Raw genomic sequence first — 15,225 nt, 5'->3', positions numbered from 1 at the left:
GGTCTTCAATCCGAATGCGAGTTGTCGGGCGTCCTCGCCTATCCCGAACTGTTTCGGGCTGACGGCGTCGGCGAACTGCATGTGCAAACTCAATACACCCTGACTCGACACCCGTTCCTGCATTTCGGTGGTGAGGCGCACATCGATAATGTTTCATCGGCCTGCTGGAGTTGGGTCTTCAACGCCGCAATGCCGTTGATGCTGATGACAACACGTTGGCCAGCATGCCCGGGAGGGAGAAACGCCGTGGCCTCCAGACGCAAGGAATGCACGGGCACCGGCACCCGGAACATGACTTCGGCGTCGGGACCTTCGGACCAGGTGCCCCAGAGTTCGGAATCGGACCAGCCCCTGGCCAGAAACGCCCTCCCCTTGCTGCCGTAGTTAAACAGCGCTTTTTGTCCGGTTTCAAGGGAAGGGATCAGCGCGAGCGGGTTAACTGGCGTATTCATCTGCAAGCAAGCTCCGCATTGTTTCCATCCCGGAGCAAGCACCGTAAATCCGTCAATCCTGTTGCCCGAAGCCGGTATTGCCTTGCAGTAAACCGACCACTGCACAGATGCCCAGCGTGATCAGCCCAAGTCCCAGAAAGGCAAATCCTTCGCCGTCACCGACCCCTTGAACACCAGGCAGATCCTTCAGTAAATAGGACCAGTTCCCCGGATCGATCAGTGACAGCAGGTTCATGGCGTACATGCCAAAACCATCGGATACCGCGCTGTCGCCGCCCACCGAAAAATACCCCGCCTGCCAACAGCAGAAGCTGACCAACGAAAACAGCACGATGAATTCGGTTAACGCCGACCGTAGCGTCAGTTTTTCCCGGGACCAACCGGCCGCGAGATTGGCAATCCAGATCACTGCAACCATTGCCAGAAAGTACGCGTGGACCAACGCGGCCGCCGCCAGCAACGCACCCCATTTCAGATATCGACGCTGCAGTTGCGGATGCAGCCCCAAGTACAACGAGGCCAGCACCAGAAAATGCCCGCCCAGGGACAAATGAAAGGGCATGCGCATGAGCATCGGCGGAACAAAAAGGAACAACGCCGTACTCACGGCCCGTACACCCACGTGCGAAGTCACCAGCCCGACCAGTTTCCAGGCGAACCACGCCTGCAGGACGAAGCAGGTCAGGAACCAGAGGCAGAAGTACTGAAAAGGCATCGGCAACAGCGAGGTGAACGGTTTGAACAGGAACGCCAGCAGCGGATTGGAATCAGAAAAAATGATGCCGGCCCAGCTCCAGCCCGTAGGACGGATTGAGCCCGATGGGAAAGCTCCAGGGCGACTGCCGGAAAAACACCCAGCCCAGATAATGCGTCGCCGGGTCACCATTGCCCAGCCACGCAATGTTGAGCGGGTTCAGCGCCCTGGGCCCGACGACGAGGAAAAAGGCCACAACACCGATCAACAGCGGCAACAGATTGAGCGGCAGGCGTTTAGCGAAATCCTTCATCGATACGTCCAGAAGTTATGCAATACAAAGGTGAAGGCCGGAAGGGTCAGCGCCACCGCACCGATCCCCAGCAAATAATGCAGCCCGGCCATTTGCGCAGCCCAGGCCACCAGCATCGCCAGCAGGAAACCGGCAACCGAAACCATCATGAAGCGCAGCAACGTTCGCCCATGCAATCGGGCGGAAAAGCTCCAGGTGGTATTGATCAGGTAAGACACCACGGTCGCCACGGCAAACGCCGCGCCGTTGGCCAAGGGCGGCAGAGGCAACACGTAGTTGATGAACAACACGGCCACCAGCGCGTGCAGGGCCGTGACGAACAACCCGGTCACGGCAAAACGCAGGCCACGCTGGATCAAGGCGGATTTTTCGGCTGACGTCACGGCTTCTGCGCCAAGACAAACACCGTCAACCCCGCCAGACGATTCGCGCCCATGAACGGCAGTTCGACGCTGCACAGCGTCTTCAAAATCGTATTCACCAGCGGATGGTGCTGCTTGAGCTGCGAGCGCGGTGGTGACGGCTGTGCACCGTTTGGCAGCAGTCTCAGGGTGGCGGCAATCGGGAACACCAGACCGAAATAGTAAGCCCCCTGCTTCACGGTCAAACCGGCATCCCGGGCCACAGTTTCCATTTGCGGCAAGGTATAGCGGCGCTTGTGTTCGAGGAAGTCATCGTGCCCGCTCCAGAGAAACTGGAACGCCGGCACCGTCATCAGGAAACGGCTGCCGGAAGGGACTTTATCGACGTAAGCCTTGAGCAGTCCGACGTCGTCATCGACATGTTCCAGCACGTCCATCAGCAGCACCAGATCGGCGTCCACCGAGTCGATGCCGCGACGGTAATGCACCGGTTTACCGGCAGTTGTGGCGTCCGAATCGGCGTCGTAGCTGATGTCGACACACCACGCTTCACAGGCAGCTGAGTGCGTCAGCAAATGGTGGGAAAAGAACCCGGAGCCTGCGCCCACGTCGAGAATCTTTTTGATCGGTGTGTTGCCCAACAGTCGCGTAGTGGCCGCCGCTTTGGAGGCGTAATACCAATGCTGGTCGATGCTTGAACCGAGGATATCGGTTTCCTTGAGATCCATTGTCAGTCCTTTGGGTCATAGACTCGTCGCACCAGATACACCGGGCGGCGTTTTGACTCGATGTAGGTCCGGCCCAGGTATTCACCCAACACGCCGATGCCAATCAATTGCAGGCCGCCGAGAAAAGTGACGGCGACCATCAGCGAGGCATAACCCGGCAGATCGACACCGGAGATCAGGGTGCGCAAGATGATAAAAATGGCGAACGAAAAAGAGATCAGCGAGACGAACAGCCCCAGATACGTCCAGATGCGCAGCGGTTCCGTGCTGAAACTGGTGATGCCTTCCAGCGCGAAGTTCCACAAGCGCCAGCCGTTGAACTTGCTCGCCCCTGCCACCCGCTCGAGCCGCTCGTAATTCACGTAGGTGGTGCGAAACCCGACCCAGGCAAACAGGCCTTTCATGAAGCGCCGGGACTCGGGCAAGGTTTGCAAGGCATCCACCACGCAGCGGTCCATCAGCCGGAAATCGCCGACGTTTTCCGGAAGGTGCTGCTCAGCGATTTTGTTGTGCAGGCGATAGAACCAGTTGGCCGAGGTTTGCTTGGCCCAGGAGTCGGTCTTGCGACTCACCCGATGGCCCAGCACCACTTCATAGCCTTCACGCCAGCGGGCGATCATTTCGAGGATGACTTCAGGCGGGTCCTGCAAATCGACATCGATCGGCACCACCACCTGGCCGGTGGCGGTCTGCAAGCCTGCGGTCAGGGCCGCTTCCTTGCCGAAATTACGGCTCAGATCGACGACGCGAATCCGCGGATCGGTCTGTTGACGCTCCAGCAGCAGGTCGAGCGTGGTATCGGTGCTGCCGTCGTTGACGAACACCATTTCCAGACTGACCAGCGTTTCTTCCTTGAAGACGTCAGTGATCCGCGCGATGAACAAATCAATGGTCGCCGCTTCATTGAGTACCGGTATCACGAGCGAAAGCTGCAAATGCCCGGCCAGTTGCGTTCCGTGCTGATGAGTCAATTGATTGCTCTTTTTTATAGTGATTTTTCTACAATCCGGGGTCGTCGACAGCCGCGCGACGCCATGAGCCGTGTCGTATTAAGCAGGACCGAGGGAGGTGATGCAAGGGCGAAACTGCGGGGGTTTTGGCCATTCGCGCCGGCCCGGTTGCGCTGGCTGAAATATTTTCAAATGCCTGGAAACAAATGCCTGATGGTCAAAAAAGCCAGCTCCGCTAGGCTTGCCCCCGATGCGTCACACAGGTTGTCGCAATTACCCATCGCATGGAGCGAGCAGAATGTATTTCGAGATTTACAGGCAATCCAAAGGCACGCCGAGCACCGGCAAAGGACAATGGCGCTGGCGCTTGAGGGCGGGGAACCACGAGACGATCGCCAGCGGTGAGTCGTACGTGAACAAGGCGGATTGCCTGCATGCCATCGGGTTGATCAAAGGGGTTGAGGGTGAGACGCCGGTGAAGGAGATCTAAACCTGAGGCCAATGCCGAAGCTGTTCAGCGGCTGTGAACAGCTTCGGCATTTCGGGTTGAACTCACTGGCCCCATCGCGAGCAGGCTCGCTCCTACATTGGATCTGTGGCGTTCACAAATCCCCTGTAGGAGCGAGCCTGCTCGCGATGAGGCCCGAAAGAGCCCATCAAATTCTTGGCCAAAAGCCCCCATTAGCCAGGCAACGGATACAACCCATCATCAAACTGCGACAACCGCGCAAACTGCATCGGCTGATCATCACTCAGGTGTTCCAGACGCTGCTGGTAACTCTGCAGGAAATCCTTGCGAGCCTCGTCAGTGATGTACGGCACATGCCAGGCCACGAACGGTTCCAGCACATCAAACCCGACATAGGCCAGCGTGCCGCGCAGGATTGGCCGCAACATGTCTTCCAGCGGACCGTGGATCGCGCCGTCACCGAACATATGCTCACGGCCGCCCAAGGTAATGGACACCAGCGCCTTCTTGCCGCTCAATCCGCCCTGGTCGTAAAAGCGCTTGCCGCCGTAGCAGATCCCCGACACCAGCACCCGATCAATCCAGCCCTTTAGGATGGCCGGGGTCGAGAACCAGAAAATCGGGAAGTTCAGAATCAGCAGGTCAGCCCACAACAGTTTGTCGAGTTCTTGCTGGATGTCCGGCGCCAGCGACTGGCTCTTCACCCCCAGACGTTGCTCCAGCGCATACACCAGGTACTCGGGGTTCTCCCGCGAAGAAAAGTCATCAGCGCTGGCCACCGGGTTCCAGTTCATCGCGTACAGATCGCTGACCTGGACTTCATGCCCCTGGGCCTCAAGTGTCGCCACCGCCTGATCACGCAGGGCGGCGGTGAAGGATTTCGGCTCCGGATGAGCGTGGACAATCAATACTTTCATGGCAATTCCCTAGACGCTTACAGGTTTTGAGTTTGAGGGCGATAACGCTTCACGTCACACTTGAATCGCCTTCACTTCGACGAACTCGTTGAGCCCTTCTTCCCCCCATTCACGGCCATTGCCCGACTGCTTGTAGCCGCCGAACGGCGCCTGATAATTGAACGCCGCGCCATTGAGAAAACACTGCCCGGCGCGCAACTGACGCCCAAGGTGCAAGGCGCGCTCGGTGCTGGCGGCCCAGACGCCGCTGGACAAGCCAAACGGCGAATCGTTGGCGATCTGAATCGCTTGTGCTTCATCGGCGTAAGGAATCAGGCACAGCACCGGCCCGAAGATTTCTTCCTGGGCGATGCGCATGCGGTTGTCGACATCGGCGAACAGCGTCGGACTGACGTAGTAACCGCGCTCGAAGGCGTGCGCCGTATCGCCGCCACACAACAGTCGCGCGCCTTCCTGTTGACCGACCTGAATGTAATCACGCACGGTGCGCCGTTGCGCCGCCGAACACATCGGCCCGAGGAAACTCTGCGGGTCCAGCGGATCGCCCATGCGCAGGCTTTGGGTTTCGGCGATGGCCAGTTCCACGGCCTCGGCGTAACGACTGGCGGGCAGCAACATGCGGGTCAACGCGGTGCAGGTCTGCCCGGAGTTGATCATCACGTCCTGCACGCCGTGGCGCACTGCGGCAGCGAGGTCCGCGTCTTCGGCAATCAACAACGCCGACTTGCCGCCCAGTTCCAGGCATACGCGCTTCACCGAACGTGCCGCCGCTTGCACCACGCGAACCCCGGCACCGGTGGAGCCGGTGAACGAGACCATGTCCACGTCCGGGTGTTTGGCCAGTGCTTCGCCGACCTTCGCACCCGGTCCGCTGACCAGGTTGAACACCCCGGCGGGCAAGCCGATGGCTTCGATCATTTGCGCCAGCAAAAAGGCGTGCAGCGGCGTTTCCTGACTTGGCTTTACCACCACCGTGCATCCGGCGGCCAGTGCCGGAGCGAGCTTGCCGATCAGTTGATGCAGCGGGTAGTTCCAAGGGTTGATGAAGGCGCAGACACCGACCGCCTCGCGGATCACCAGCGAATTGCCGACCTCGCGAACTTCATCCATCAAGCCGGCGAGTTCGACGTATTGCTCCAGGCCAATGATGGGGCCGTCGACCTGAACCGACCGACACCATTGCACCGGCATCCCCAATTCAGTGGTGATCACCGCGGCCATCTCGTCGGCCCGCGTGTGCAACTGCTCGGCGAGCGCGCGGATGTATCCGGCGCGAACACTTGAAGGCGTCCGCGACCATGAACCGAACGCGCGGCGGGCGGCGGCCACCGCGTTGTCGACATCGCGCTCATCGCCCAGCGGCACCGAACCGGCGACTTCTTCAGTGGCCGGGTTGATCACTTCGGCAATGCCTTGCCCCGACGGGGTTTGCCAGCGGCCATCGATAAACAGCGTCTTGTGGTTATGCATAGACTTGGGCTTCCATCAGTTCAGTGGCGCAACGGGTGATTCGCTGGCAGGCGTCACGCAAGGGTTCTGCGCCCAACACCAGCCCCAGACGGATATGCCCCGCAGCGCTCGGGCCGAAGGCTTCACCGGCCAGGACCGAGACGCCATGACGGTCGAGCAAGCGGTCGGCAAACGCCTGGGCACTGAGCCCGGTGTCGCGGACATCGACCATCACGAACATTCCGCCATCGGGCTTCAAGGCACGCACGCCGGGGCAGTCGGCCAGGCATTCGCAGACCAGATCGCGACGTTGGCGATAGGCTTCGCGCATCGCTTCCAGTTCCGGCAGGTTGCTTTCCAGCGCAACGACGGCGGCGTCCTGCACGAAATCCGGTAAACCGTAGAGCATGCACAGCGCGAGGTTTTCCAGATGCTCGGCCAGGGCGGGCGGCGCGATTGACCAGCCGATGCGCCAGCCGGTCATGGCATGGGATTTCGACAAACTGTTAAGTGTCGCGGTGCGCTCGGCCATGCCCGGCAGACTGGCCGGGCTGATGTGTTCGCCGTTGAACAGCAGCTCGCTGTAGACCTCATCGGAAATCAGCCACAGGTCGTGGGTGATGCACAGCTGCGCCAACGCTTGCCACGTGGCGCGCGGCAAACTGGCACCCGACGGGTTGTGCGGGCTGTTGAGTACCAGCGCCCGAGTGCGCGGCGTGATGCGTGCGGCGACGTCTTCGGGCAGTACCCGAAAGCCGTTTTCCGAGCGCGCCGGCACTGGAATCACCACTGCGCCACAGGCACCGAACACCGCTTCATAGGTGACGTACATCGGTTCGGCGACGATCACTTCATCGCCCGGATTCAGTACGCACTGAGCCACGCAGAACAACGCGCATTGCGCCCCGGCGAGCACGGTGACCTGCTCCGCCGAGACCTGCTGGCCGCTGTGTTTAGCGTAATGCCGGGCGATGCTTTCGCGCAGTGCGCGTTTGCCACGCACGTCGGCGTAGTGGGTGTTGCCCGACAACAGACTGTCGATGGCCGCCTGCACAATCGGCACCGGCGTGTCGAAGTCCGGGTCGCCAACTGACAGCAGCAGAATGTCTTCACCCTGTTCCAGCAGCGCCAGGGCGCGGTAATGAATGCCCCAGGCGGCAGCGCCGTCACCGGCGATACGTTGAGTCAGGTCGGAAAAACGCATGTCGGTATCCCTGTAAAAAAATGGCAGTCAGAGCGCGCACGCATGCTTGAGTTCGATCAGGGTCACGCCGTTGCGCTTGAAGCCGTGGCGCAAATCGGTTTGCAGCTCGGCCAGGCTCTGCGGCTCGTTCACCGTGCAACCGAATGCGCGACCAAGGGCGGCAAAGTCCGGGTTGCGCGGCAGCACGCCAATCGGCTCGATATCCTGCCCAATCATGTCGTCGCGGATCTGCCCCAACGCGTCGTTGTTCCAGAGCAACACCACCAGCGGGCTGTCCAGCTCTTCGACGGCGGTCGCCAGTTCTTGCGCGGTGTAGAGAAAACCGCCGTCGCCAACCAGCACCAGCCCAGGCCGCTGCGGTGCGCCGAACTTGGCGCCGATGCCTGCCGGCAAACCGTAACCCAACGTGCCGTAGCCCGTCGGATGCAACCAGCTGCGAGGCGCCAGGCTGTTGAAGGCGTAGTTGCCGGTGTAGGCCAGTTGAGTCATGTCGGTGCTGATGAAGGCATCGTCCGGCAGTTCGGCGGCAATACGTTCGAGAATCGCCTGGTGGATCGACTGCAACGGGCCGTGGCTGTTTTGCACCGCTTCACGCAGTGCGGCGACGGACGCAATCGCGGCACTGGCATCGCGCTTGGCGGGCGACAGACGTTCGAGCAACGCGGCGAGGGTGTGTTGCGCATCGCCTTGCAGCGCCACCGCACACGGGTAGAAATCGTTGAACTTGCGCGGGTCGATGTCCACGCGTAGCAGTTCGGCATTCAGTGGCAGACGCTCGCGCCAGAAATCGGTGTCGGCCATTTCGGTGCCGACGGCCAGCACCACGTCGGCCTCGGCAATCAGTTGCCAACCCGGCTCTACGCACAGGGTCGAGCCGGCGTTGAGTGGTGCATCCGGCGGCAACAGGCCTTTGCCCGCAACGCTGGTGAACAGCGGCGCGGCGAGTCGGGTGCTGAGTTCATGCACTTGCTGCTGCGCATTCAAGGCGCCACCGCCAGCGATGATCATTGGCCGCTTGGCGCTTTGCAGCTTGGCCACTGCCCGATCCAGCGCCGTGGCTGCCGGTACGCCACGGCTTGGGCGACGCACCACTTCATTGCTCCAGTCGCGGGTGATTTTTGCCGACAACACGTCGAGCGGCACCGAGATGTGCACCGGGCGCGGACGCTCGCTGTCGAACACCGCGTAGGCACGGGCGATCAACTCGGGCAGGTCTTCGGCACTGAGCGCCACCGCCGAGAACGCGGTGATCGGCGCGGTGATTGCGCGCTGGTCCTGGGTCTCGTGCAGGCATCCCCAGCCTTTGCCGAGGCTGGCCGTGTGGTTGACGCTGGAAATCACCAGCATCGGAATCGAGTCGGCATACGCCTGGCCGATGCCGGTCGCGGCGTTGGTCACGCCCGGCCCGGTGATGATGAAGCACACGCCCGGTTTGCCGCTGACCCGCGCGTAGCCGTCGGCCATGAAACTGGCGCCTTGCTCGTGGCGCGTCAGCACATGACGGATGCCGCTGCCGGGCAAGCCGCGATACAACTCCAGCGTGTGGACGCCGGGGATGCCGAACACGGTGTCGACGCCGTAATTGGCCAGAAGACGCACCAGGGCCTGGCCGCCGGTCAATGTTGTGCTTTGCATGTTCACTTCCTCACTCGTGGCCGAGGCGAATCAACGCATCGACCGCAGTCGTGCCGTGGGCACCGACCAACAATGGGTTCACATCGAGTTCCAGCAACTGCCCGGCGTTCTCGCAGGCGTAATCGGCCACCGCACGAATCGCCGCCACCAGCGCGTCCAGATCCGCCGCTTCGCGACCACGAAAACCTTGCAACAACGGGGCACTGCGCAGGCTCAACAACGCCTGGCGAATGGCGCCATCGGTGGTCGGCAGCAGCAGGCTGCGGCTGTCCTTGAGCAACTCCACCAGAATCCCGCCCGCACCGATGACCAGGGCCAGGCCGAAGTCGTTTTCGCGTTTGATGCCGACAATCAATTCGGCCAACGGCGGCGTGGCCATCGGTTCCAGCAGCACCTGATCGAACGGCACCTGCGGCGCGTAATCGGCAATGCTCGCGCGCATTTTTTCCAGTGCAGCGCTCAGGGCTGTGGCGTCCTTGAGGTTCAACGCCACGGCGCCGGCTTCGGTTTTGTGCGGCAGTTGGGCACTGACCGCTTTCAAGACCAGCGGATAACCGAGCGCGTTGGCGTCACTTAACGCGTTGTCCGGGGTGCTCAATACGCCGTTCGGCGTCGGCAGGCCGAAGGCGCGCAAGGCTTTTTTGGAATCCCATTCATTGAGCAAGCGACCTTCGCCTTCCAGCGCCTGCGGGCAGTGCGGCACCAGCGCCGATTCACCGAGCGCCAGCAGCGCCTGACGATTGCGTTGATAGCCGGCGATCCGACCCCATGCGGCCAGCCCGTCTTCCACGCCTTGCAGCGCCGGCACGCCTTGGGCATGCAGGCGCTCGCGCGCATGGGCCGGCAGCAATTCCGGGAACGCCGAAGTGACGAAACCGGTCTTGCCGTGGCGGATCAGCGCAGCGCAATACAGCTCCAGCAGCAGGTCGCATTCCTTGCGTTCGCCGGTGAATTGCGCCGGGTAATCGAGCACCAGCATCGCGGCATCGGCTTCGGTGCGCAGGGCGCTGTCGAGCATACGGTTCAAGGCTACGCCGTCTCCCCAAATCGCCGTGGTGAAATCCAGCGGATTGACCAGGTTGGCGTAGCTCGGCAGCACTTGCGCCAGCTCTTCACGCTGACCCTCATCGAGTTTGGGCAAGGTCAGTTCGTTGCGTTCGGCGTAGTCGGCAATCAGCCCGGCATCGCCTCCCGAACAGGCCAACGCGATCAGGCTGTTGCCCGCCGGCAGCTTGCCGCACGCGGCCGCTTTCAGGGTTTCGACAAAACTCACCGGGCCACTGACGCGGATCACGCCGAGGCGCGCAAACAGACTGTCGTACAGCGCATCGGAACCGGACAACGAACTGGTGTGACTGAGCGCCAGTTCGGCACCGATTTGCGACACGCCGGTTTTCAGGGCGATGATCGGAATGCCCTTCTCCAATGCCTTGTGCGCGGCGCGGGCGAAACCCGGGACGTTTTTCAGGCCTTCGAGGTGCAAGCCGATGGCGGTGACGCGCGGCTCATCGAGCAGCACGTCCATCAATTCGGCGACGCCCAGTTGCGCCTGATTGCCGACCGAGGCCATGTAGGCCACCGGCAGCGAGCGGTCGCTCATCGACAGGTTATAAGCAAAGTTGCCGCTTTGGGTCAGGACAGCGACGCCCTTCTCCACCGGTTTGCCGCCATGGGCCACCGGCCACAGCGCGGAGCTGTGCAGGTAGTCGAGCAAGCCGTAGCAGTTGGGGCCGAGCAAGGCCATGTTGCCGGCCGCCTGGAGCAATTGTTGCTGCAAGGCCTGACCCTCGGCGCCGGTTTCGGCGAACCCGGAGGCGTAGCAGATTGCACCGCCCGCACCCTTGGCGGCCAGTTCGGCGACGCAGGTCAGGGTCAGTTCGCGGTTGGTCGCGATGAACACCGCGTCCGGACCGCACGGCAGATCGGCGATGCTGCGCACACAGGGCACGCCTTCGAGGGTGTCGTGCTGCGGATTGACCAGCCACATCTCGCCAAGGTAGCCACCTTCGGCGCAGCGCTTGAGCGCGCGGGCCATGCTGCGACCACCGACAAACGCCAGGTGGCGCGGTGCGAGCAAGCGTTTGAGGTTGTCACGAATCGTTTGCGACATAGCCATTCTCCGGGCGGATCAGCGCAACAGTGGCCGCAGCAATTCGCGGGAAATGATGTGACGCTGAATCTCCGAGGTGCCTTCCCAGACACGTTCGATCCGCGCGTTACGCCAGATGCGTTCCACCGGGCACTCGTCCATCAAGCCCATGCCGCCAAAGATCTGCACCGCCTCATCGGCGACTTTGCCGAGCACTTCGCTGGCGAACAATTTGGCCATACCGGCCTCGCCATCGGTCATGGTGCCCTGGTCCATTTTCCAGGCGGTGTGCAAGGTCAGCAGTTCGGCAGCGCGGATCTGCGTGACCATGTCGGCGAGCTTGAACGAGATGCCCTGATAGGTGCCGATCGGCTGGCCGAACTGCTTGCGATCCGCCGCCCATTGCAGCGACACGTCGAGCGCGCGTTGCGCCTGGCCGACGCAGTTGGCCGCGACCATCACCCGCCCGGCGGTGAGCCAGGCATTGGCAACCTCCCAGCCCTTGCCGACTTCGCCCAGCACCTTATTGGCGGGTACGCGGCAGTCGTCGAAGAACATTTCAAAGGTGTGGTAACCACGGTTGCTTACGCACTTGGGACCACGGCGAATGGTCATGCCCGGCGTGTCGCGATCGACCAGGAACGAGGTCACCGCGTTGCGCTTGCGGCCGTTGTGCTCGTAGGTGTCGGTGACAGCGAACACGATGGCGAAATCGGCGTGCCCGGCGTGGCTGATGAAGTGCTTGCTGCCATTGAGAACGAAGTCATCGCCGTCGCGCACCGCGCGGGTCTTGATCGCGTTGGCATCGGAACCGGCACCCGGTTCGGTCAGCGCGAAGCAATCGATCTTCTCGCCCTGGATGCACGGCAGCAGGTAGTCGTTGATCTGCTCGCCGGTGCAGGCCATGAGGATTTTCGACGGCCGCGCGACGAACACATGCAGCGCCCATGACACCTTGGAAAGCTCGCGTTCGATCAACGCCTGGGACAGGTAATCGAGGCCGCCACCGCCCACTTCTTCCGGCATGTTGAAGGCATAGAATCCCGCCGCAATCGCCTTGCCGCGAATCTGTGCCGCCAACTCGGGGGAGACTTCGTCGGCGCGGTCGACCGCTTCCTCATGAGGCAGCAGTTCCTTGGCGACAAAGCTGCGTACCGCGTCCACTAACATTTCTTGTTCTTGGGTCAGTTGGAAATTCATGGGACTACCTGTTGTTCATGTGCTGAGTAGGTGTACGGGGCAAGCCACCGGGCTTATTGGCCGCTGAAGTGGGCCGGGCGTTTTTCGATGGCGGCGCGCAAGGCTTCGGCACCGTCCTTGCTGCGACCGCAGAGCAGGCCGGCGGCGAGCTCGGCTTGCAGTTGCTCCGGCAGGCTGCGCTGGGCGCCTTCGCGCATGAGTTTTTTGGTCTGGGCGAATGCGAACGTCGGGCCGTTGGCCAGGCGCGTGGCCAGCTCAGTGGTCACGTCGTGCAGTTGATCATCGGCGCAGACTTCGCCGACGAGGCCGGCGGCCAAGGCACGATCGGCGCTCCACAACTCGTCGAGGAACAGCAGGCGCTTGGCTTGCTCGGTGCCGATCAGGCGTGGCAGATGCCAGCTGGCCCCGGCGTCCGGCGAGTAGGCCATGCTGGTGTAGCCGGCCTTGAACCGTGCCGATTGCGCGGCGATGCGCAGGTCGCAGCACAGCGTCAGGTCCATCCCGGCGCCGACGGCCGTGCCGTTGATCGCGGCAATGGTCGGTTTTTCGAGGCTGTACAAACGGTTCATCAGTGCGTGGGCGGTTTCGGTCCAGCCGTAGCTTTCGAGAGCGCCACGGGCCTCGGCTTCGGCCCACTCGGCGAGGTCGGCACCGGCGCAGAAACTGCGGCCGCTGCCGGTCAGTACAACGACTCGAACGGCGGGATCGGCGTTGAACTCATCGAGCAAGGCGTGCAGGTTTTTCAGGGTTGGAATGTCCAGCGCATTGCGCTGGGCGGCACGATCGAGGGTGATCCAGGCCACACCGGCTTTTACCTGGCACAGAAGAGAAATGTGAGTAGTCATGCGAATCCTCGAATTATTGTGTTTGGCCTGAGGTGATGCGACTTGAGGCCATACTAAACGAGTGTTCAGTAAGACGGCAATTGGCGAGGAAATTGGCAGTAACAGACAGAAATCTTCAGTAAACAGCTGTTTTTAATCAGGTATTTATTGATTACGGATGATGGATCGATGGTGCTGTTACAACTTCGAACAACTGCTTACACCGCTGTGAACGACCCTGTAGGAGCCTACGGTGTGGCGATCGGACTTGCCCGCGAAGGCGATCTCAAGAACGCCTTCGCGGGCAAGCCTCGCTCCTACACGGTTTGCGAACCCCACAGGCCGAGGCATCGCACAATCCGTAGGAGCGAGGCTTGCCCGCGAACAGCGGTTTCCTGACGGACACAAAAAAACGCGACAGTCACCTGTCGCGTTTTTTTGTACCCCGTGCGGTTATTCCGTCAGCAAGCTCGGCGCCAGCACCGCCTGGCGTTTGCGCTGCGTCAGGAAATACGCGGCGTAGCACACCGCGATAAACCCAAAGCCCCAATACAACGAAGGACGCTGCGTCTCATCCAGTGCCAGGAACACAAACAGCGAGCAGCACAACGCAATGCACGTCAGCGGCAGCAGCGGGAACCACGGCGCGCGGTATTTCAGATCGCTGAGCTTGCCGCCATCGCGCAGGTAAGCCTTGCGGAATTTGTACTGCGCCAGTGCGATCACAATCCAGGTCACCGTGCCGGACATGCCGCTCACCGCCATCAGCACCATGAACAACGTGTCCGCCGCGACGAAGCTGGTCATCAACGACACCAGTGCGAAGCACAAGGTGATGCTCAGCGCCCGCAACGGCACGCCGCGCTTGCTCAACGGCGACAGGCTTTTCGGCGCCATGCCGGTCTTCGACATCGCCCACAAAATGCGCGTCGAGGCATACAGGCCGGAGTTACCCACCGACAAAATCGCCGTGAGGATCACGAAGTTCATCAAGTCAGCGGCGTAAGGAATACCCACCATGTCGAACACCTGCACGAACGGACTTTCCATCAACCCGGCCTGCTGCCACGGCACGATCGCCGACAGCACAACGATCGCCAGCACATAGAAAATCAACACGCGAAACACCACGTTGCGAACGGCGCGGGGGATGCTTTTTTCCGGCTGATCGGTTTCGCCGGCGGCCACGCCCATGATCTCGCAGCCCTGGAAGGCGTAGACCACGGTCATCATCACCGCGAACACAGCGGACAAGCCGTTGGGGAACAGCGAGTCTCCAATCAGGTTGCTCATCATCGGTGCCGGGGCGCCGCTGCTGAGCGGGATCGCACCGAAGATCACCAACACGCCGACCACGATAAAACCGAGAATCGCCGCGACCTTGATCCCGGAGAACCAGTATTCAGCTTCACCGAAGGCGCGCGTCGCCAACGCATTCAGGCCGAACAGCACCACCACGAACAGCGCCGACCAATACCAGATCGGAATGGTGGGGAACCAGCGCTCCATCAGCATGCCGGCCGCCGTGAACTCAAGGCCCACGGTCGTCGCCCAACTCATCCAGTACACCCAGCCGATCATGAACCCGGTGGCCGGCCCGATGAACTTGGTCGCATGGGTTTGAAAAGAGCCGGAGACCGGCATTTGTACAGACAGTTCACCCAGGCAAACCATCACCAGGTACATCAGGAAACCGGCGACCAGGTAGGCCAGAATCGCCCCCACCGGCCCGCCCTGATTGATCGTCACCCCGGAGCCCATGAACAGCCCGGTGCCGATCACGCCGCCCAGGGACAACATGAAAATGTGTCGGCTCTTTAAAGCGCGGGTCAGTTGGATGCCTTTACGTTCGGTAGATTCGCTCATGTCCGCACCCCATCAGCAAGGTGCGCGTAGCGCGAGGAGGGATCAGCTTTACGGCGGTTCATTATTATTATCT

General features: G+C 61.4%; 13 protein-coding genes and 1 pseudogene. 1 reads left to right on the top strand and 13 read right to left on the bottom strand.

Annotated features, from left to right (window positions below):
- Positions 1-89: 89 nt before the first annotated feature.
- From ACYZTY_RS05730 to ACYZTY_RS05710, 5 genes and pseudogenes are all read right to left on the bottom strand, one after another.
- Positions 90-452, bottom strand: coding sequence for a hypothetical protein (locus tag ACYZTY_RS05730; protein ID WP_461957666.1), 363 nt, complete (start codon positions 450-452; stop codon positions 90-92).
- 70 nt (positions 453-522) lie between these two features.
- Positions 523-1,459: pseudogene (locus ACYZTY_RS05725) on the bottom strand (DUF6311 domain-containing protein); the annotation flags it as partial.
- On the bottom strand, positions 1,456-1,842 hold the full coding sequence (locus ACYZTY_RS05720; protein ID WP_461957665.1) for a GtrA family protein: 387 nt from the start codon (positions 1,840-1,842) through the stop codon (positions 1,456-1,458). The gene ACYZTY_RS05720 and the pseudogene ACYZTY_RS05725, both read right to left, overlap by 4 nt.
- Complete coding sequence (locus tag ACYZTY_RS05715) at positions 1,839-2,549, bottom strand: class I SAM-dependent methyltransferase (protein ID WP_461957664.1); 711 nt, start codon at positions 2,547-2,549, stop codon at positions 1,839-1,841. Before ACYZTY_RS05715 ends, ACYZTY_RS05720 begins: the two co-directional genes overlap by 4 nt.
- A 2-nt stretch (positions 2,550-2,551) precedes the next feature.
- Positions 2,552-3,520, bottom strand: a complete 969-nt coding sequence (locus ACYZTY_RS05710; RefSeq protein ID WP_461957663.1) for a glycosyltransferase family 2 protein — start codon at positions 3,518-3,520, stop codon at positions 2,552-2,554.
- A gap of 277 nt (positions 3,521-3,797) precedes the next feature.
- On the opposite strand from ACYZTY_RS05710, the gene ACYZTY_RS05705 reads away from it, so the two are divergent.
- The gene (locus ACYZTY_RS05705; RefSeq protein ID WP_010462174.1) at positions 3,798-3,989 is read left to right on the top strand and encodes a YegP family protein; all 192 of its coding nucleotides are present in this window, start codon (positions 3,798-3,800) and stop codon (positions 3,987-3,989) included.
- 191 nt (positions 3,990-4,180) lie between these two features.
- On the opposite strand, the gene ACYZTY_RS05700 is transcribed toward ACYZTY_RS05705, so the two are convergent.
- The 8 genes from ACYZTY_RS05700 to ACYZTY_RS05665 form a co-directional block, all read right to left on the bottom strand.
- The gene (locus ACYZTY_RS05700; protein ID WP_461957662.1) at positions 4,181-4,885 is read right to left on the bottom strand and encodes an NAD(P)H-dependent oxidoreductase; all 705 of its coding nucleotides are present in this window, start codon (positions 4,883-4,885) and stop codon (positions 4,181-4,183) included.
- Between the two features lie 54 nt (positions 4,886-4,939).
- Entirely contained in the window at positions 4,940-6,355 is a 1,416-nt protein-coding gene (locus ACYZTY_RS05695) for an aldehyde dehydrogenase family protein (protein WP_461957661.1), read from the bottom strand.
- Positions 6,348-7,538 (bottom strand): pyridoxal phosphate-dependent aminotransferase, encoded by a 1,191-nt coding sequence (locus ACYZTY_RS05690; protein ID WP_461957660.1) that lies wholly within the window; start codon positions 7,536-7,538, stop codon positions 6,348-6,350. Before ACYZTY_RS05690 ends, ACYZTY_RS05695 begins: the two co-directional genes overlap by 8 nt.
- Positions 7,539-7,565: 27 nt before the next feature.
- Positions 7,566-9,173 (bottom strand): 5-guanidino-2-oxopentanoate decarboxylase, encoded by a 1,608-nt coding sequence (locus ACYZTY_RS05685; protein ID WP_461957659.1) that lies wholly within the window; start codon positions 9,171-9,173, stop codon positions 7,566-7,568.
- Positions 9,174-9,183: 10 nt separating this feature from the next.
- Complete coding sequence (locus ACYZTY_RS05680; protein WP_461957658.1) at positions 9,184-11,283, bottom strand: acetate--CoA ligase family protein; 2,100 nt, start codon at positions 11,281-11,283, stop codon at positions 9,184-9,186.
- A gap of 18 nt (positions 11,284-11,301) precedes the next feature.
- Positions 11,302-12,462 carry an acyl-CoA dehydrogenase family protein gene (locus ACYZTY_RS05675; RefSeq protein ID WP_461957657.1) on the bottom strand — a complete coding sequence of 387 codons (1,161 nt, stop codon included), beginning with the start codon at positions 12,460-12,462 and terminating at the stop codon, positions 11,302-11,304.
- Positions 12,463-12,515: 53 nt separating this feature from the next.
- The gene (locus ACYZTY_RS05670; RefSeq protein ID WP_461957656.1) at positions 12,516-13,307 is read right to left on the bottom strand and encodes an enoyl-CoA hydratase/isomerase family protein; all 792 of its coding nucleotides are present in this window, start codon (positions 13,305-13,307) and stop codon (positions 12,516-12,518) included.
- A gap of 432 nt (positions 13,308-13,739) precedes the next feature.
- Positions 13,740-15,152: an amino acid permease gene (locus tag ACYZTY_RS05665; protein WP_461957655.1), complete on the bottom strand. Its 1,413-nt coding sequence runs from the start codon at positions 15,150-15,152 to the stop codon at positions 13,740-13,742.
- Between the last annotated feature and the right edge of the window lie 73 nt (positions 15,153-15,225).

This window comes from Pseudomonas sp. LB1P83, from assembly GCF_054897885.1.
Note: the sequence above shows the minus strand (reverse complement) of the source record. Positions and strands in the feature narration are given on the sequence as shown.